Consider the following 18,670-nt stretch of genomic DNA (forward strand, 5'->3'; position numbering starts at 1 on the left):
CGGATCTGACTTGAAGCGTCCCCTCCTCCTGCTCCTGATCAGCCTGGCCTTGAGCTCACCCGCAAGCGCGACGATTACCGAGAGTCACGGTTATGCGCAGTTCGGCACGCTCAAGTACCCGGCCAGATTTACCCACTTCGACTGGGTCAACCCGCAATCGCCCAAGGGCGGTACGTTGCGGGTGATGGCGTTCGGCACCTTCGATACGGTCAACCCGTACACCTTCAAGGGCACCAGCCCGGTCACCACGCCGAATTTCCTGCAGTACGGCATCAATGAGCTGAACGAGCCGCTGATGGTCGGCACCGGCCAGTATTCGCCGTCCGGCGACGAGCCGGCATCGAGCTATGGCCTGATCGCGCAATCGGTGGAATACAGCGAAGATCGCAGCTGGGTGGTGTTCAATCTGCGCCCGGAAGCACGTTTCCACGATGGCACACCGATCACCGCCTACGACGTGGCGTTCTCCTACCGAACACTGCTCAAGGACGGCCACCCGCTGTACCGCACTGCCCTGCAGGAAGTCTCACGGGTCGACATCCTCAACCCGCAGCGCATTCGTTTCGTGATGAAACGCTCGGGCAATCCGTTATTGATTCTGCGCCTCGGTGAGCTGCCGGTGCTGCCACAGCATTACTGGAAAGATCGCGACTTCAAGGCCACCACCTTCGAACCACCGCTGGGCAGCGGCCCCTATCGCATCACCTCGGTGACGCCGGGGCGGCAGCTGATTTTCGAGCGGGTCAAGGATTACTGGGGCAAGGACCTGCCGGTCAATCGCGGCAAGTACAATTTTGATCGCATGGAAGTCGAGTTCTACCGCGACAGCGACGTGGCCTTCGAAGCGTTCAAGGCCGGTGAATTCGATATCTACATCGAGCATCAGGCGAAGAACTGGGCCAATGGCTACAACTTCCCGGCGGTGCGCCGTGGCGACGTGATCAAGGCGCAGATCGCGCATCAGATCCCGACTCAGAGCCAGGGCCTGTTCATGAACACCCGACGCGCGACCTTCAGCGACGTCAAGGTGCGCGAAGCGCTGGGCCTGATGTTCGACTTCGAGTGGACCAACCGCGCGCTGTTCAGCGACGCCTACAAACGCACCACCAGTTACTACCCCAACAGCGAATTCAGCGCCAGCGGCCTGCCGGTCGGGCACGAATGGCTGATGCTCAAGCCGTATAAAGATCAGTTACCGGCGAAGCTGTTCACCGAGCCGTTCACCTTGCCGCAAACCGATGGCCGTGGCATCCCGCGAGAAACCATGCGCAAGGCCCTGACCCTGCTCGCCGAGGCCGGCTGGAAGCTCAACGGCCAGCGCCTGCAAAACGTTGCCGGGCAGCCGCTGAGCTTCGAACTGTTGCTGGTCAATCCGAACCTTGAGCGGATCCTGCAGCCGTACATCGAAAACCTCAACAGCATCGGCATCGACGCGCGCCTGCGCACGGTGGATCGCGCCCAGTACAAACAGCGTCTGGATCAATTCGATTTCGACATGATCCTGATGACCCTCAACCAGACCCTCAGCCCGGGCCTGGAGCAGTGGCAGTACTTCCATTCCAGTCAGGTCGGGGTCAAGGGCAGCAAGAATTACGCCGGCATCGCCAACCCCGTGGTCGATCACCTGCTCGAACAATTGCTCGCCGCGCAAACCCGCGACGAACAGGTCGCCGCCGGCAAGGCGCTGGACCGCGTGCTGCTGTGGCAGCACTACAGCATTCCCAACTGGTACCTCAATTATCACCGACTGGCCTACCGCAACCGGTTGGCTTTCGTCACCACGCCGCCCTACACCCTGGGCCTGAGCGCGTGGTGGCTGAAATCTTCGGAGAACAATAAATGACCCTCATCCGTGCCCTGCTCCTGCAGGCCAGCGGTCTGCTGTTCGCCGGGCTGGCGATTGCCGCCCCGCAACACGCGGTGACCCTGTACAACGAACCGCCGAAATACCCGGCGGACTTCAAACAGTTCGATTACGTGAACCCCGATGCACCCAAGGGCGGGATCTTCCGCCAGGCCGGATTCGGCGGCTTCGACAGCCTCAACCCGTTCATCAGCAAAGGCGTGCCGGCCGATGACGTCGGGCAGATCTACGACACCCTGACCAAGCACAGCCTCGACGAGCCGTTCACCGAGTACGGCCTGATCGCTGCGAAGATCGAGAAAGCCCCGGACAACAGCTGGGTGCGTTTCTACCTGCGTCCGGAAGCGCGCTTTCATGACGGCCATCCGGTGCGCGCCGAAGACGTGGTATTCAGTTTCCAGACCCTGACCAAAGACGGTTCGCCGCTGTTTCGCGGCTACTACAGCGATGTCGAAGAGGCCATCGCCGAAGACCCGCTCAAGGTGCTGTTCAAGTTCAAGCACACCAACAATCGCGAGTTGCCGCTGATCCTCGGCCAGTTGCCGGTGCTGCCGAAACACTGGTGGGCCAATCGCGATTTCACCAAGGGCAATCTGGAAATCCCGCTGGGCAGCGGCCCGTACAAGGTCGCCGAAGTGAAGGCCGGGCGCTCGGTGCGCTATGAGCGGGTCAAGGACTATTGGGGCAAGGATTTGCCGGTCAATCGCGGGTTCTACAACTTCGACGTGATGACCACCGATTACTACCGCGACAACACCGTCGCCGTCGAAGCGCTGAAGGCCGGGCAGTTCGATTACTGGCTGGAAATGACCGCGAAGAACTGGGCCAACGCCTACAACATTCCGGCGGTCACCGAAGGCCGGCTGATCAAGGAACAGATCGCCAACAGCAACCCGACCGGCATGCAGGGCTTCGTTTTCAATTTGCGCCGTCCGGTGTTTCAGGATGTGCGGGTGCGGCAGGCGCTCGGTCTGCTGTTCGATTTCGAGTGGACCAACAAACAACTGTTCAACGGTGCCTACTTCCGCACCCGCAGCTATTTCGAGAACTCGGAAATGGCCGCCACCGGCCTGCCGGACGCCGAGCAGCGGGCGATCCTCGAACCGTTTCGCAGCAAACTCCCGGCGCAGGTGTTCAGCGAAGCCTTCGAGAACCCCAAGACCGACGCCAGCGGCATGATCCGCGCCCAGCAGCGCGAAGCCTATCAACTGCTGCAAGAGGCTGGCTGGAAGATTGTCGACGACAAAATGGTCGACGCCAGCGGCAAACCGGTGGTCATCGAGTTCCTCCTCGCGCAGACCGAATTCGAACGCGTACTGCTGCCGTTTAAACGCAATCTGGCCGACCTCGGCATCGATCTGGTGATCCGCCGCGTCGACGTTTCGCAATACATCAACCGCGTGCGCTCACGGGACTTCGACATGATGGTCGGCAGCTTCCCGCAATCCAATTCGCCGGGCAACGAGCAGCGCGAATTCTGGATGAGCGCGGCCGCCGATAAACCGAGCAGCCGCAACACCATGGGCCTGAAGGATCCGATCGTCGATCAACTGGTGGAAAGCCTGATCAACGCCGATTCACGCAGCAGCCTGGTGGCCCATGCCCGGGCGCTGGATCGGGTGCTGCAATGGGGTTACTACGTAGTCCCCAACTGGCACATCAAGACCTGGCGCGTGGCTTACTGGAACCACATCGGTCACCCGAAAGTCTCGCCCAAATACGACATCGGGATTAACACCTGGTGGGTCAAGCCTGACGCGAAACCCGCCATAGAAGTCGAAACCAAACTGCAAGCCGACCCTGTGGGCACGGAGTAATCAGATGCTGGCGTATATTTTTCGGCGACTGCTGCTGATCATCCCGACCCTGTTCGGCATCCTGCTGATCAACTTCGTCATCATCCAGGCCGCGCCAGGCGGCCCGGTGGAGCAGATGATCGCCAAGCTTGAAGGCTTCGAAGGCGCCACCAGTCGCATCGCCGGTGGCGGCGCCGAAGTCTCGGTGGCCGGCTCCGCCTATCGCGGCGCGCAAGGCCTGGACCCGGCGCTGATCAAGGAAATCGAGCACATGTACGGCTTCGACAAGTCGGCCCCGGAACGCTTGTGGATCATGGTCAAGAACTACGCGAAGCTGGATTTCGGCGACAGCTTCTTCCGCGACGCCAAGGTCATCGACCTGATCAAGGAGAAGATGCCGGTATCGATCTCGCTCGGGCTGTGGAGCACGCTGATCATGTACCTGGTGTCGATCCCGCTGGGGATCGCCAAGGCCACGCGGCACGGCAGCCACTTCGACGTGTGGACCAGTTCGGCGATCATCATCGGCTACGCGATCCCGGCATTCCTGTTCGCGATTCTGCTGATCGTGGTGTTTGCCGGCGGCAGTTATCTGGACTGGTTCCCGTTGCGCGGCCTGACTTCGAACAACTTCGATGAGCTGAGCCTGGGCGGCAAGGTTCTCGACTACTTCTGGCACCTGGCGCTGCCGGTGACGGCGCTGGTGATCGGCAACTTCGCGACCATGACCCTGCTGACCAAAAACAGCTTCCTCGACGAGATCAACAAGCAGTACGTGGTCACCGCCAAGGCCAAGGGCCTGACGCGCAACCGCGTGCTCTACGGCCACGTGTTCCGCAACGCCATGCTGCTGGTGATTGCCGGGTTTCCGTCGGCGTTCATCGGCATCTTCTTCACCGGCTCGTTGCTGGTGGAGGTGATCTTCTCCCTCGACGGCCTGGGCCTGATGAGTTTCGAAGCGGCGATCAACCGCGATTACCCGGTGGTGTTCGGCACCCTGTTCATCTTCACCCTGCTGGGGCTGGTGGTGAAACTGATCGGCGACCTCACCTACACCCTGGTCGATCCGCGCATCGACTTCGCCAGCCGGGAGCATTGAGATGAACCTGTCCCCGCTCAACCGCCGCCGGTTCGAACTGTTCAAAGCCAACAAGCGTGGCTGGTGGTCGCTGTGGCTGTTTCTGATTCTGTTCGGCCTGAGCCTCGGCGCCGAGCTGATCGCCAACGACAAGCCGCTGCTGGTGCATTACGACAACCACTGGTACTTCCCGGCGATCAAGCGCTACCCGGAAACCACCTTCGGCGGCGAATTCCCGCTGGAAGCCAACTACAAGAGCCCGTATATCCGCGAACTGCTCAAGGCCAAGGACGCGTGGGTGTTGTGGGCGCCGATTCCCTACAGCTACCAGAGCATCAACTACGACCTGAAAGTCCCGGCCCCGGCCCCGCCCTCGGCGGACAACCTGCTGGGCACCGACGATCAGGGCCGCGATGTGCTGGCGCGGGTGATTTACGGCTTCCGCATCTCGGTGCTGTTCGCCCTGACCCTGACCGTGCTCAGCTCGATCATCGGCGTGATTGCCGGCGCGTTGCAGGGTTTTTATGGCGGCTGGGTCGATCTGGCCGGGCAGCGCTTTCTGGAAATCTGGTCGGGGCTGCCGGTGCTGTACCTGCTGATCATCCTCGCCAGTTTCGTCCAGCCGAATTTCTGGTGGCTGCTGGGGATCATGCTGCTGTTTTCGTGGATGAGCCTGGTCGACGTGGTGCGCGCCGAGTTCCTGCGTGGGCGCAACCTCGAATACGTGCGTGCGGCGCGGGCGCTGGGCATGCAGAACGGCGCGATCATGTTCCGCCACATTCTGCCCAACGCGATGGTCTCGACCATGACATTCATGCCGTTCATCCTCACCGGTGCCATCGGCACCCTGACCGCGCTGGATTTCCTCGGCTTCGGCTTGCCGGCCGGCAGCCCGTCGCTGGGTGAACTGGTGGCTCAGGGCAAATCCAACCTGCAGGCGCCGTGGCTGGGCATCAGCGCGTTTGCGGTGCTGGCGCTGATGTTGAGTTTGCTGGTGTTTATCGGCGAGTCCGCTCGCGATGCCTTCGACCCGAGGAAGTGAAATGAATCAGGACAATCTGATCGAAGTGCGCGACCTCGCCGTCGAGTTCGGCTTCAACGAGCGACTGCACCGGGTGGTCGAAGGGCGTGAGCTTCGACATCAAGCGCGGCGAAACCCTGGCGCTGGTCGGCGAGTCCGGCTCGGGCAAATCGGTGACCGCGCACTCGATCCTGCGCCTGCTGCCCTACCCGCTGGCCCGCCATCCGGCCGGCAGCATCACCTATGCCGGGCAGAATCTGCTGGACCTGAGCGAAAAGACCATTCGCCACATCCGTGGCAACCGCATCGCGATGATCTTTCAGGAGCCGATGACCTCGCTCAACCCGCTGCACTCGATCGAGAAGCAGATCAACGAGGTGTTGGGCATCCACAAGGGCTTGAGCGGCAAAGTCGCAACCAAGCGCACGCTGGAGCTGCTGGAGATGGTCGGCATCCCCGAGCCGCACAAACGTCTCAAGGCCCTGCCCCACGAATTGTCTGGCGGCCAGCGCCAGCGGGTGATGATCGCCATGGCGCTGGCCAACGAGCCGGAACTGCTGATCGCTGACGAGCCAACCACCGCACTGGACGTGACCGTTCAGCTGAAAATCCTCGATTTGCTCAAGGAACTTCAGGCTCGATTGGGCATGTCGCTGTTACTGATCAGTCATGATTTGAATCTGGTGCGAAGAATTGCGCATCGCGTATGTGTCATGCAGCGCGGTTGCATCGTCGAACAGGCATCGTGCGCAGAGCTGTTCCGTTCGCCGCAGCATCCGTACACTCGGGAATTGCTCGGCGCGGAGCCCAGCGGAGGCCCGGCGAGCAATAAAATCGGGGCGCCGCTGCTCGAAGTCGAGAACCTGAAAGTCTGGTTCCCGATCAAGAAAGGCCTGCTCAAGCGCACGGTGGATTACGTCAAGGCAGTGGACGGCATCAATTTCAGCCTGCCTCAGGGACAGACTCTGGGGATCGTGGGGGAAAGCGGTTCCGGCAAATCCACGCTGGGTCTGGCGATTTTGCGGCTGATCGGCAGCAAAGGCGCGATCCGCTTTGAGGGCAAGCAGCTAGACTGCCTGACGCAGAACGAGGTTCGCCCGTTGCGGCGGGAGATGCAGGTGGTGTTTCAGGACCCGTTCGGCAGCCTGAGCCCGCGAATGTGCGTCAGCGACATCGTTGGCGAAGGCCTGCGGATTCACAAGATGGGCACCGCGACCGAGCAGGAAGCGGCGATTATTGCGGCATTGAAGGAGGTAGGTCTGGATCCGGAAACCCGGCACCGCTACCCCCACGAATTTTCCGGCGGGCAACGGCAACGTATCGCCATTGCCCGGGCCTTGGTGCTGAAACCGGCGCTGATCCTGCTGGACGAGCCAACTTCGGCGCTCGACCGCACGGTGCAGCGGCAAGTGGTGGAGCTGTTGCGTTCACTGCAAGCCAAGTACAACCTGACGTATTTGTTCATCAGCCATGACCTGGCTGTCGTCAAAGCGCTGAGCCACCAGCTGATGGTGGTCAAGCATGGCCAAGTGGTCGAACAGGGAGACGCGCAAGCCATCTTTGCCGCTCCCAAACATTCGTATACACAGCAGTTGCTGGAAGCCGCTTTTCTGGCACCAGCCACTGCGCAATAACCTGAAAGAGGAGCAACACATGGGTTTTCTCGCCGGTAAGCGCGTACTGATCGTCGGTGTCGCCAGCAAGCTGTCCATCGCATCCGGCATCGCTGCCGCCATGCATCGCGAGGGCGCTGAGCTTGCCTTCACTTATCAGAACGACAAACTCAAGGGTCGCGTTGAAGAGTTCGCACAGGGCTGGGGTTCGAGCCCTGAGCTGTGCTTCCCGTGCGACGTGGCCAGCGATGAAGAAATCGCCAAGGTCTTCGAAGAACTGAGCAAGAAGTGGGACGGCCTGGACTGCATCGTGCACTCCGTCGGCTTCGCCCCGGGCGACCAACTGGACGGCGACTTCACCGAAGCCACCACCCGTGAAGGTTTCCGCATCGCTCACGACATCAGCGCCTACAGCTTCGTGGCCCTGGCCAAGGCTGGCCGCGAGATGATGAAAGGCCGCAACGGCAGCCTGCTGACCCTGTCGTACCTGGGCGCCGAGCGCACCATGCCGAACTACAACGTGATGGGCATGGCCAAGGCTTCGCTGGAAGCTGGCGTACGTTACCTGGCCGGTTCCCTGGGCCCGGACGGCACCCGCGTCAACTGCGTATCGGCTGGCCCGATCCGTACCCTGGCCGCCTCGGGCATCAAGAACTTCCGCAAGATGCTGGCCGCCAACGAAGCGCAAACTCCACTGCGCCGCAACGTCACCATCGAAGAAGTCGGCAACGCCGGCGCCTTCCTGTGCTCCGACCTGGCGTCGGGCATCAGTGGTGAAATCATGTACGTGGACGGCGGCTTCAACACCACCGCCATGGGCAACATCGAAGAGTAATCTTCGCGCTGCCGATAAAAAGCCCGCCAATTGGCGGGCTTTTTCATGCCTGCGATTCCAGGCAACGGGCGAACAACTGCTGAATCGGCTGGCTGCGCTGGCTGTAACGCTGCAACAGCACCATCTCCCGATAAAACTTCAGCTCGCCCAGTTCGATCACTCTCACCCTCAGCGGATGCTCCAGCCACAGCCCAGCCATGGGCAGCAACGAAACCCCGAGCCCGCATTCGACCATTTTAACGATCGCTTCCAGCTCATCCAGCTCCAGCGCTACGTGGACGTCTATCCGCTGCTCACGCAGAAAGCGCGTCACCAGTCGCCCCCCGAACGAGTTACGGTCGTAGCGCACATGAGGATGCTCGGCGAGCAATTGCAGCGGATCATCGCCCTCGACACCGCGCGGTACGATCAGCACGAACGGTTCGCGTCGGATCACCTGCGCTGCCAGCTCCTTGGGCAATTCGAACGGCGGCTTGATCATGACCGCCAGATCGACCTGCCCTGCATCCACTTGGCTCAGCAGGTTCAGCGACACACCAGGCACCAGTTTCGGCTCCACGCCGGGCGCCTGTTGGCGCAAGCGCAGCAAGGCCTGAGGCAACAACCCCGTCTGTGCGGTGGCCACGGCGCCGATTCTCAGCTCGCCGCAAAACTCGCTGGCGTCTTCGCTGATCGCCATGCGGCTGAAGGTGGCGAGCATTTCCTGCGCCATCGGCACCGCGCGCTGCCCTGCCGGATTGAGGATCGCCTGCCGACCGGTGCGATCGAACAGCCTTACGCCGAGGGTCTGTTCCAGATTGCGGATCTGCGCGCTGACCGCCGATTGCGTCAGGCCGACATGAAGACCCGCCGCGGCAAACGTGCCGTGCTGCGCCACCGCCAGAAAGGTCTTGAGTTCACGCAGCATGGACACCTCGATTGATCGAAATAATTTGAGCTCGGCGCAAAAACTATCGTCTTTCAATCGAAATGCACAGCGCTAGACTCAGCTCACCCCAACCGTTGATCGAGACCGCACCTATGTCACTCAGCCCATTCCATCTGGCCATCCCCGTCTATGACCTGGCCGCCGCACGGCACTTTTACCGCGAAGTTTTCGGGCTGGAGGAAGGTCGTTCCAGCGCACACTGGGTCGACTTCAACTTCTTCGGCCATCAACTGGTGATTCATCTGGCGCCGAAAAACGCTGCACAGGAAGCTGCCCACACCAATGCCGTGGACGGGCATGACGTGCCGGTGCCGCATTTCGGAGTGGTGCTGGGGATGGCGCAATGGCAGGCGCTGGCCGAACGCCTCACATCGCTGGGCACGCGGTTTGTGATTGAGCCGGGGATTCGCTTTCAGGGCCTGGTGGGCGAACAAGCGACGATGTTTCTGTTCGACCCGTGTGGCAATGCGCTGGAGTTCAAGGCGTTCAAGGATATCGGGCAGTTGTTTGCCAAATAGAAGTGTGGCGTCTGACCGGCCGCTATCGCTGGCAAGCCAGCGCCCACAAGGTTCCGTGCAGTCCCTGGATTGTGTGGGCAGCCGCGAAATCTGTGGGAGCTGGCTTGCCAGCGCTGAGGCCCTCAATGGCCGCGCTTCAATTGCTGCTTGTGTTCGTACATTGCGCTATCGGCATCCGCCAGCAGCCGATCCACCGTGTCATGCCGTTGCGGATCGTATTCGATCTGGCCGACGCTGAAGCGGATGTCGTAGCCGCGTTGCAACATCGTATTGCGCTCGTCGAGGATGTCCTTGAGCCGCGCCATGATCGCCGTGGTTTCGACGTGACTGGAGCCGGTCAGCAGCGCCACGAACTCATCACCGCCCAGGCGCCCGACCACGTCGCTCTCGCGAAAAGCGATGCGCAGCACGTCGGCGAAAGTCTTCAGCGCACTGTCGCCTTCGGCATGCCCATAGTGATCATTGATGTGTTTGAAGTCATTGAGATCGAAAAACAGCAGCGTCGCCGGTTTGTCCCGGTGCTTGCAGGCCTCCAGCGCATACTGAGCAAGCGCCTTGAAGCCACGGCGGTTGGACAGCAGCGTCAGCTCGTCCATGTTCGCCATCTGCACCGCCATCAACTCTTGTTCGGCCATGCCGGCCAGATCGCGCAACAGCCCGCGCTCCTCGTCATCGAGCTCGCGCGGCTTGGTGTCGATCAGGCACAGCGTGCCCATCTTGTTGCCGTTGGGCACGGTCAGCGGGTAGCCCGCGTAAAAACGGATGTTCGGCTCGCCGGTCACCAGCGGATTGTCATGAAAGCGTTTGTCTTGCTTGGCATCCGGCACCAGCAGCAATTCATCCTGAAGAATCGCGTGCCCACAGAACGACACATCCCGTGGGGTTTCGTTGACGTCGAGGCCGACGCACGACTTGAACCATTGCCGATCCTTGTCGACCAGCGTGACCAACGCAATCGGCACGTTGAACAGCCGTTTGGCCAGACGCGTCAAACGGTCGAAACGCTCTTCGGGCGCAGAGTCCAGGACGTTCAGTCCGTGCAATGCCTGGATTCGCACAGCTTCATTGGCGGGTTTGATCGGGGCCAGCATCACGCACTCCATCAGGGTCAACGACCGTTAGAGTAGCTTGAATCGCCAGCGACTCACACACTCAGCCGCCCGCCACCGGGCACGGCCCGCCGGCATCGGCCCAAAGCTTGAACTGGGCCACAAAAATATCATGCGGCACTGGCACCGGCGCGCGCCCGGCTCCGGGATTCCAGCCCCACAGCACCAGTTTGTCGTCGCTGACATGTTTGATCAGCGCGGCGAAATCACGGTCGCCGTTGCTGGAACGGTCCTTGATCATCGCGCACAACTTGTCCGGCGGCAGGCCAATCCAGGCCATCTTGTGCGCCGCCGGTGGCAGGCTCCAGTGCGGCGCCCCCGGAGGCGCATGCGGGCCATAACTGTCGGGCGGGTTGCGCTCGGCATGGCAGGTGGCGCAAGGCAAACCGGCGGCGCCCTTGCCGTCCATGCCGCGCACGACATTCATCGCGTGCGGTTTGCCGGCATCGAATTGCAGCGGCGAGTCGCCGGGAATGTGGCAGTTCTGGCAACGCGGGCTCTGGAACACCTTCTGCACCGTGCCGAACGCCTTGAGCGCCTCCTGATCATCGGCGAACAGGTCCGAAGCGTAGCCGCCCAGCCCCAGCAGAATCACCGTGCCCAACAGCAGATGTCGTTTCATCTCACACCCCCGACAGTTGCAGCGGCAGTTCACGCAGGCGTTGCCCGGTCAGTGCATACACCGCGTTGGCCACCGCCGGCGCGGTAGGCGGAACACCGGCCTCGCCGATGCCGCCGGGTTTGTCGCGGCTGGGCACGATATGCACCTCGACCAGCGGCATCTCATTGAGGCGCAGCACCTGATAGTCGTGATAGTTGGATTGCACCACCGCGCCGTCCTTGACCGTCAGCTTGCTGTGCAGCGCCATGCCCAGGCCAAAGGTGATGCACGATTCCATCTGCGCCGCGATGCTCTGCGGATTGACCGCAATCCCGCAATCCACCGCACACACCACGCGGTGCACGCGGATCGCCAGATTGTCCTGGGAGACCTCGGCCACCTGCGCCACATAACTGCCGAATGACTCGTGCACCGCCACGCCCAACGCATGCCCATCCGGCAATGGCGCTGTCCAGTTGGCCTTCTCCACCGCCAGATTCAGCACACCGAGATGGCGCGCATGATCCTTGAGCAACGTTCGCCGGTATTCCACCGGGTCCTTGCCGGCCGCCGTGGCCATTTCATCGATCAGCGACTCCATGACGAACGCGGTGTGGCTGTGCCCCACCGAACGCAGCCACAGCACGTTGATCCCGGTCTGCGGCGAATGCAGTTGCACCTGTTGATGGGCCAGGCCTTTGATATACGGGCTGTCAGCCACACCTTCGACCGAAGTCGCGTCGATGCCGTTCTTGACCATGGTCTGTTCAAGCATCGTGCCGGCCATGATCGATTGACCGACCAGCACATGCTGCCAGCTCAACGGCATGCCCTGCCCGTCGAGGCCGATGCGCGCCTGATGCAGGAACATCGAGCGGTAATAACCGCCACGAATGTCATCCTCACGGGACCAGACGGTTTTCACCGGCATCCCGGCCGCTTTCGCCACTTGCACGGCTTCAGAGACGAAGTCCGAGGTCGGATTGGCCCGGCGCCCGAAACCGCCACCGAGAAACTCGGTGTGAATCTCCACCTGCTCCGGTTTGAGCCCGGTGATCTTGCCGGCGACCATCTGGTCGAGGGTCTGGAATTGCGTGCCGGTCCAGATTTCGCACTTGTCGGCGCTGATCTTCACCGTGCAGTTGAGCGGTTCCATCGGTGCATGCGCCAGATACGGCACGCTGTATTCGACGTCGATTTTCTTCGCCGCCTTATTGAAGTTGCCCTGCGGATTCCCGGCCTGGCTGGCGGAAGTCCCCGGTGTCGCCGCCAGTTTGCGAAAGCTGTCGAGCAGGCCCTGGCTACTCAGGTCAGTGTGCGGGCCCATGTCCCAATCGACTTTCAAGGCATCACGCCCGAGTTTCGCCGCCCAGTAATGATCGGCAATCACCGCCACGCCGGTCGGCACCTGTACCACTTTGTGCACGCCGGGCACCGCCAGCGCCTCGGCCCCCTCGAAGGATTTGACCGTGGCACCGAACACCGGCGCCCGCGCGACCATCGCGGTCATCAAGCCGTCGAACTGCACGTCCATGCCGAACTTGGCGCGCCCGGTGATTTTCTCCGGGGTGTCGAGGCGTTTGGTCGGTTTGCCGATGACTTTCCAGTCCTTGGCCTCCTTGAAGGTGATCGACTTCGGATCCGGCACCGGCAGTTGCCCGGCGGCATCCGCCAGTTCGCCATACGTCGCGCGTTTATCGCCGGCAATCACGACGCCCGACTCAGTGCGAATCGTCGACGCCGCAACGTTGAAGCGCTTGGCCGCCGCTTCCACCAGCATCTGCCGCGCCGTGGCCCCTGCGAGCCGGTATCGGTCGAACTCCATCCAGGTCGAGGTCGAGCCGCCGGTAATCTGCATTCCGCCAAACGCCGGCATGCCGTAATTGGCCGCCGAGGCCGGCGAGTGCTCGACGCGGATCGTCGACCAGTCGGCGTCCAGCTCTTCGGCGATCAGCATGGTCAGGCCAGTCCAGATGCCCTGGCCCATTTCCGAATGCCCGAGCAACACCGTCACGCTGTTGTCGGCGGCGATGCGCAAAAACGCATTCGGCGCGAAGACCTTGCCTTCATTCTCCGCTGCCCGCGCAAACCGATGGGCACCGGGCACGACAAACGCCACCACCAGACCACCACCCAGCACGGCACTGCCCTTGAGAAAGCCGCGACGCGATACAGGACTGTTCATCGTCTGTCTCCCAATCAGCCAATTTCGGCCGCACGTTTCACTGCTGCGCGGATTCGCGGATAGGTGCCGCAGCGGCAAATGTTGCCGGAGAGCGCCTGATCGATATCACTGTCGGTAGGTTTGGGGATTTTCGCCAGCAGCGCCGCGGCAGACATGATCTGCCCGGACTGACAGTAACCGCATTGCACCACATCCAGTTCGGCCCAGGCTTGCTGCACCGGGTGCGAGCCGTCGGTGGACAGGCCTTCGATGGTGAGAATTTTCTGGCCGTTGGCCACGGCAGTGGCGGGCGTGATGCAGGCACGCAACGGTGCCCCATCCACGTGAACGGTGCAGGCGCCGCACTGGGCCATGCCACAGCCGAATTTGGTACCGGTCAGGTGCGCCACATCACGCAGGACCCAGAGCAGCGGCATGTCTGCCGGCACATCGAGATCCTGATCCTTGCCATTGATATTCAAGGTCAGCATCGGGGATTTTCCTCAGACTCACGGTGTTCTGAAGGGGCGTCGCTACGGCCATCGAAGCCTGTGCGCGCCTCGGCTTATCCCTTTCAGCAAAGCCCAAATTGCGCCGCAAGCCAGACGTTGCGACCACCGGTCATGCCTCAACGTAAAAATGTCGACTTTAATCTTCTGGCTGATAACGGCGCTCACCCGAGCCAGCACCACCGGCCTGCGACGAGCGCGGTCACCCATCACATTGGTCAGGAGTCGCGAACATGGGATTTGTCACCACTCAAGACGGCGTCGATATCTTCTACAAGGACTGGGGCCCGAAGGACGCTCCGGTGATCCACTTCCACCACGGCTGGCCACTCAGCTCGGATGACTGGGATGCACAGATGCTGTTCTTTCTGGCCCAGGGCTTTCGGGTGATTGCCCATGACCGGCGCGGGCACGGGCGATCGAGCCAGGTCTGGGACGGTCACGACATGGATCATTACGCCGACGATGCGCTGGCGGTGGTTCAGCATCTGGGGGTGAAGAACGTAGTGCATGTCGGCCACTCCACCGGCGGCGGTGAGGTCATCCACTACATCGCCCGGCATGGGCAGGACAACGTGGCCAAAGGCGTGTTGATCAGCGCGGTGCCACCGTTGATGGTCCAGACCGAAAGCAATCCCGGTGGTTTGCCGAAATCGGTGTTCGATGATTTTCAGGCACAACTGGCGGCCAATCGCGCGCAGTTCTATCGCGACATTCCCAGCGGTCCTTTCTATGGCTACAACCGCCCGGGAGCAAAACCTTCGGAAGGGATCATCGGCAACTGGTGGCGTCAGGGCATGATCGGCGGCGCCAAGGCGCATTACGACGGGATCGTTGCCTTCTCGCAGACCGACTTCACCGAAGACCTGAAGAAGGTCACCGTACCGGTGCTGGTGATGCATGGCGAGGACGACCAGATCGTGCCGTATGCGAACTCGGGGCCTTTGTCGGCGAAACTGCTGCCAAATGGCACGCTGAAGTCGTATCCGGGCTTCCCGCACGGAATGCCGACAACTGAAGCGCCGACGATCAATGCGGATTTGTTGGCGTTTATTCGCGGCTGACACACATCATTGTGGGAGCTGGCTTGCCAGCGATGACGGTGGATCAGGCAACATCAATTGTGGATGTGCCGGCCCCCTCGCTGGCAAGCCAGCTCCCACAGGTTTTAGGATGCCTGCTGCATACTCGGTCACACCAGAAACCGTGTGGGAGCGAGCCTGCTGGCGAAGGCAATCGGTCAGTCAGTCATGGGTTGGCTGCGTACTACGCCTCGGTACGGCCCGTCCCTTCGCGATCACGTTGGTAATGGTGCGCCAATGGCAGCGCCGGTAGCCAGGACTCGCGGCGGATGGTCCACAGCTCATAAGTCGGTTTGAACTGGTTCGGCGCGTCCAGCGAGCCGACATTCACTTCAATCTCATCCCCCGAACGCGCTAGTACCGGCGAACCACAGCGCGGGCAAAACACCCGCCCTTGATACTCGCCGAGAGTCCCGCTGACGGTCACCGCCTTCTCGGGAAATATCGCCGAAGCATGAAACAACGCGCCGTGATGTTTGCGACAGTCGAGGCAATGGCAAATGCCGATGCGGTAAGGTTGGCCCGCGGCTTCGAAGCGCACATCGCCGCACAGGCAACCGCCGGTTAATGGGGTCATGGTGTCTATCCTCTGCCAGACTCTGTTCAGCCTTTGAACATAGCAGCCGTACAAGCGAACGCTCACAATTTCGGAGACAGCGCCATGCCCTCCCTTGAATCCACCTTGTTGCAGAGCTGGCACGCCAACGCTGAAGCCTGGATCGAGGTGATCCGCAGCGGTGCCATCGAAAGCCGTCAGCAGGTCACCGATCAGGCGATCCTGCTGGCGATCATGGGCCGCCAACCGGAACGCGTGCTGGATCTGGGTTGCGGCGAAGGCTGGTTGTTGCGCGCGCTGGCGGATCGCGGCATTGATGCGGCGGGTGTCGACGGCGATGCGAGGCTGATCGAGGCGGCACGCGCGGCCGGTTCGACAAAAGTGCATGTCGCCCGTTACGCGGCGCTGGTCGACGCCGAGATTGATGTTGGCCGTGATTACGATTTGATCTGTGCCAACTTTTCGCTGCTGCATCAGGACATCATCCCGCTGCTTGCTGCGATGCATGCGTTGCTGGTTCCCGGCGGCGCCATGATCATTCAGACCCTGCATCCGTGGGCCGTGGCGGCCGGCAATTATCAGGATGGCTGGCGTGAAGAATCGTTTGCCGCGTTCAAGGGCCAGTGGCAGCCGATGCCGTGGTATTTCCGCACGCTGTCGAGCTGGTGCAACGCGCTGGACATGGCCGGGTTTCTACTGGTCAGCCTGCAGGAGCCGCAGCATCCGCAAAGCCCCGTGCCACAGTCGTTACTGATGATCGCCGAACGGCGCTGACTTCCTGCACATCCTGACTGAGTCACAGACATTGTGAGAGCTGGCTTGCCAGCGATGGCGGTGGCTCAGGCAACATCACTTCTGAACGTGTCGGCTCATCGCTGGCAAGCCAGCTCCCACAGGTTCAGGGTGTTGCTGAATTGCACTGCACTTGTCGATCTACGGCACCGCCATTCGACCAAGGACTGACTACGCTGTAAATCCCGCGTGTCTAACCTGCCGAGGATGACTGCCATGCAACGTTTCCAGAAAATCACACCGTGCCTGTGGTTCGATGATCAGGCCGAAGCGGCTGCGAAGTTCTATTGCTCGATCTTCGATCATTCGAAAATCACCGGCATGACCCACTACAGCAAGGTCGGCGAGGAATTCCACGGCAAGCCGGAAGGTGCGGTGATGACCGTCAGTTTCGAACTCGACGGCCACAGTTTCACCGGTCTCAATGGCGGGCCGATGTTCCAGTTCAGCGAGGCGATTTCGTTTCAGGTCAACTGCCAGAATCAGGAAGAAATCGACCACTTCTGGGGCAACCTGTCGGCCGGTGGCCCGGTCGAGGCCCAGCAATGCGGCTGGCTCAAGGACAAGTTCGGCGTGTCGTGGCAGATCGTGCCCGTGGCGTTCATGCACATGATGCTGGACCCCGACACCAGCAAGTCGCAACGGGCAATGCAGGCCATGTTCACGATGAAAAAACTCGACATCGCCGAACTGGAGCGGGCCTTTGCCGGCCAGAGCTAATACACTCCGGGTCTGGCCTGCCGGGAACCATAACGATGAAACACGCTGCCGCCAAAAATCCTCAAAAAGCCCCACGCTTCTGGCGGGACGATGCCCTGCCCTTCATCGAAGCGCGGGCCATCGCCGATGGTCGTGAGGTCTGCTACTCACGCCATTCCCATGCGCACTTTTCCATCGGCGCGATCACGGCCGGGCGCAGCATTTATGTGCATGAGCAATCGACATTCGAAGTGGCCGCCGGCACCGTGGTGCTGATGAATCCGGGCGACGTGCATGCCTGCAATCCGATCGATGATCAGCCGTGGTCGTACTTGATGTTGTATGTCGAGACGCCATGGCTGACCGATCTGCAGCATCAGTTGGGGTTCAGTGCCGAACTTGAGTTTCGCCGATTTGCCACCACGCACCTGGATGACCTGCGACTGTTTCGTGACCTGCGAGGGCTTTACGCCATATTGGTCGATGAGCAGCAGGACGCACTGCGCAAACACAGCGCAGCGGTGGAGTTTTTCAGTGATTTGCAATGGCGCCTGAACCCGGCTGAACCGGCGCTGCGCGAACCGAATTTCAAGCTCGAACGCGCCGCCGATTTCATCCGCGAACATTGCACTGACCTGCTCAGCCTGGAGGACATCTGCACGGCGGCGCAGTTGTCAGCGTCGTATCTGATCCGCGCATTCAAGCAGCATTACGGCATGACGCCGCACGCGTTCCTGGTCAACCAGCGCATCCAGTTTGCCCGCGAACGTCTGCGCAGCGGCCAGCTGATCGCTGATGTTGCACTGGATGCAGGTTTTGCCGATCAGGCTCATTTTCAGCGTGCATTCAAACAGCATCTGGCCGCGACACCCGGCCAATATCGCGGCTGACCATCGACCTCGGGCTCACGGCAACAGCAGATAAACCGCGCTCGCTGCCAGCAGCAAAGCCATCAAGCGATTGAACAGGCGCATCCCCGCCGGATTGCCCAGATACCCCCGCAAAAACGTTCCGGCGTACACCCAGCAACCGACCGACAGATAACAGATCACCAGATACACCGCAGCGAACTGCCAGACCAGCCGCGCCTCGCCATCGGCGACAAACGCGCCCATCCCTGCCACACAGGCCAGCCACGCTTTCGGGTTGAGCCATTGCATCACCGCGCCGTACAGCATCGACGGCGCCCGCCCCGCTTCGCCGGCATGCAACTGGCCGTCATCGGCAGCCAGCTTCCAGGCCATGAACAACAGAAACGCCACCCCGGCCAATTGCACCACCCGGGTCAGGAATGGCCACAGTTTCAGGACTTCATGCAGGCCCAACCCCATCAGCACCAGCAACAGCACAAAGCCCAGCGTCGCCCCCGCCACATGCCGCTGACTGGCCCGTAAGCCGTATTGCGCCCCGGAACTCAGCGCGACGATATTTACCGGCCCCGGGGTTATGGATGCCACCAGCGCAAACGCCGCCATCGACACAATCAGACTCATTACGCACCTGCT

Annotated in this window: 17 protein-coding genes and 1 pseudogene; 11 read left to right on the top strand and 7 right to left on the bottom strand. The window is 61.3% G+C overall.

Annotation, left to right across the window (positions count from 1 at the left end; genetic code table 11):
* Window positions 1-10 precede the first annotated feature (10 nt).
* The 6 genes and pseudogenes from GTQ41_RS15380 to fabI all read left to right on the top strand — a co-directional run bounded on the left by GTQ41_RS15380 (window position 11) and on the right by fabI (window position 8,207).
* Window positions 11-1,843 (top strand): extracellular solute-binding protein, encoded by a 1,833-nt coding sequence (locus GTQ41_RS15380; protein ID WP_047293704.1) that lies wholly within the window; start codon window positions 11-13, stop codon window positions 1,841-1,843.
* Window positions 1,840-3,681 (top strand): extracellular solute-binding protein, encoded by a 1,842-nt coding sequence (locus tag GTQ41_RS15385; protein WP_047293703.1) that lies wholly within the window; start codon window positions 1,840-1,842, stop codon window positions 3,679-3,681. Before GTQ41_RS15380 ends, GTQ41_RS15385 begins: the two co-directional genes overlap by 4 nt.
* Window positions 3,682-3,685: 4 nt before the next feature.
* Window positions 3,686-4,759 (top strand): microcin C ABC transporter permease YejB, encoded by a 1,074-nt coding sequence (locus GTQ41_RS15390; RefSeq protein ID WP_025109088.1) that lies wholly within the window; start codon window positions 3,686-3,688, stop codon window positions 4,757-4,759.
* A gap of 1 nt (window position 4,760) precedes the next feature.
* On the top strand, window positions 4,761-5,780 hold the full coding sequence (locus tag GTQ41_RS15395) for an ABC transporter permease (RefSeq protein ID WP_047293700.1): 1,020 nt from the start codon (window positions 4,761-4,763) through the stop codon (window positions 5,778-5,780).
* Between the two features lies 1 nt (window position 5,781).
* A pseudogene (locus GTQ41_RS15400) lies at window positions 5,782-7,393 on the top strand (ABC transporter ATP-binding protein).
* Between the two features lie 19 nt (window positions 7,394-7,412).
* A complete protein-coding gene (fabI, locus tag GTQ41_RS15405; RefSeq protein ID WP_003202751.1) occupies window positions 7,413-8,207 on the top strand; it encodes an enoyl-ACP reductase FabI in 795 nt (264 codons plus the stop codon).
* Window positions 8,208-8,250: 43 nt separating this feature from the next.
* On the opposite strand, the gene GTQ41_RS15410 is transcribed toward fabI, so the two are convergent.
* Window positions 8,251-9,114 carry a LysR family transcriptional regulator gene (locus tag GTQ41_RS15410; protein ID WP_047293694.1) on the bottom strand — a complete coding sequence of 288 codons (864 nt, stop codon included), beginning with the start codon at window positions 9,112-9,114 and terminating at the stop codon, window positions 8,251-8,253.
* Between the two features lie 113 nt (window positions 9,115-9,227).
* Between GTQ41_RS15410 and GTQ41_RS15415 the strand changes: the two genes are divergently transcribed.
* The gene (locus GTQ41_RS15415; protein ID WP_041067301.1) at window positions 9,228-9,653 is read left to right on the top strand and encodes a VOC family protein; all 426 of its coding nucleotides are present in this window, start codon (window positions 9,228-9,230) and stop codon (window positions 9,651-9,653) included.
* A 122-nt stretch (window positions 9,654-9,775) separates the two neighbouring features.
* Here the strand turns inward: GTQ41_RS15415 and GTQ41_RS15420 are convergent, their stop codons facing one another.
* The 4 genes from GTQ41_RS15420 to GTQ41_RS15435 form a co-directional block, all read right to left on the bottom strand.
* Window positions 9,776-10,744 carry a sensor domain-containing diguanylate cyclase gene (locus GTQ41_RS15420; protein WP_047293691.1) on the bottom strand — a complete coding sequence of 323 codons (969 nt, stop codon included), beginning with the start codon at window positions 10,742-10,744 and terminating at the stop codon, window positions 9,776-9,778.
* A 61-nt stretch (window positions 10,745-10,805) separates the two neighbouring features.
* Entirely contained in the window at window positions 10,806-11,384 is a 579-nt protein-coding gene (locus GTQ41_RS15425) for a hypothetical protein (RefSeq protein ID WP_041067306.1), read from the bottom strand.
* A gap of 1 nt (window position 11,385) precedes the next feature.
* Window positions 11,386-13,548 (bottom strand): xanthine dehydrogenase family protein molybdopterin-binding subunit, encoded by a 2,163-nt coding sequence (locus tag GTQ41_RS15430; protein WP_047293688.1) that lies wholly within the window; start codon window positions 13,546-13,548, stop codon window positions 11,386-11,388.
* A gap of 14 nt (window positions 13,549-13,562) precedes the next feature.
* Entirely contained in the window at window positions 13,563-14,018 is a 456-nt protein-coding gene (locus GTQ41_RS15435) for a (2Fe-2S)-binding protein (protein ID WP_047293686.1), read from the bottom strand.
* A 251-nt stretch (window positions 14,019-14,269) separates the two neighbouring features.
* Between GTQ41_RS15435 and GTQ41_RS15440 the strand changes: the two genes are divergently transcribed.
* A complete protein-coding gene (locus tag GTQ41_RS15440) occupies window positions 14,270-15,100 on the top strand; it encodes an alpha/beta fold hydrolase (RefSeq protein WP_047293684.1) in 831 nt (276 codons plus the stop codon).
* A gap of 202 nt (window positions 15,101-15,302) precedes the next feature.
* On the opposite strand, the gene GTQ41_RS15445 is transcribed toward GTQ41_RS15440, so the two are convergent.
* On the bottom strand, window positions 15,303-15,695 hold the full coding sequence (locus tag GTQ41_RS15445; protein ID WP_047293682.1) for a GFA family protein: 393 nt from the start codon (window positions 15,693-15,695) through the stop codon (window positions 15,303-15,305).
* 84 nt (window positions 15,696-15,779) lie between these two features.
* Here GTQ41_RS15445 and GTQ41_RS15450 point away from each other — a divergent pair, with 84 nt between their 5' ends.
* From GTQ41_RS15450 to GTQ41_RS15460, 3 genes are all read left to right on the top strand, one after another.
* The gene (locus tag GTQ41_RS15450; protein ID WP_047293679.1) at window positions 15,780-16,448 is read left to right on the top strand and encodes a bifunctional 2-polyprenyl-6-hydroxyphenol methylase/3-demethylubiquinol 3-O-methyltransferase UbiG; all 669 of its coding nucleotides are present in this window, start codon (window positions 15,780-15,782) and stop codon (window positions 16,446-16,448) included.
* 234 nt (window positions 16,449-16,682) lie between these two features.
* Window positions 16,683-17,186 (top strand): VOC family protein, encoded by a 504-nt coding sequence (locus GTQ41_RS15455; RefSeq protein ID WP_047293678.1) that lies wholly within the window; start codon window positions 16,683-16,685, stop codon window positions 17,184-17,186.
* A 35-nt stretch (window positions 17,187-17,221) separates the two neighbouring features.
* Entirely contained in the window at window positions 17,222-18,055 is an 834-nt protein-coding gene (locus GTQ41_RS15460; RefSeq protein WP_047293676.1) for an AraC family transcriptional regulator, read from the top strand.
* Window positions 18,056-18,070: 15 nt separating this feature from the next.
* On the opposite strand, the gene GTQ41_RS15465 is transcribed toward GTQ41_RS15460, so the two are convergent.
* A complete protein-coding gene (locus tag GTQ41_RS15465) occupies window positions 18,071-18,658 on the bottom strand; it encodes a LysE family translocator (RefSeq protein WP_047293673.1) in 588 nt (195 codons plus the stop codon).
* Between the last annotated feature and the right edge of the window lie 12 nt (window positions 18,659-18,670).

The organism is Pseudomonas sp. AN-B15, assembly GCF_019056475.1.
In the GTDB taxonomy this organism is placed as follows: domain Bacteria; phylum Pseudomonadota; class Gammaproteobacteria; order Pseudomonadales; family Pseudomonadaceae; genus Aquipseudomonas; species Aquipseudomonas parakoreensis.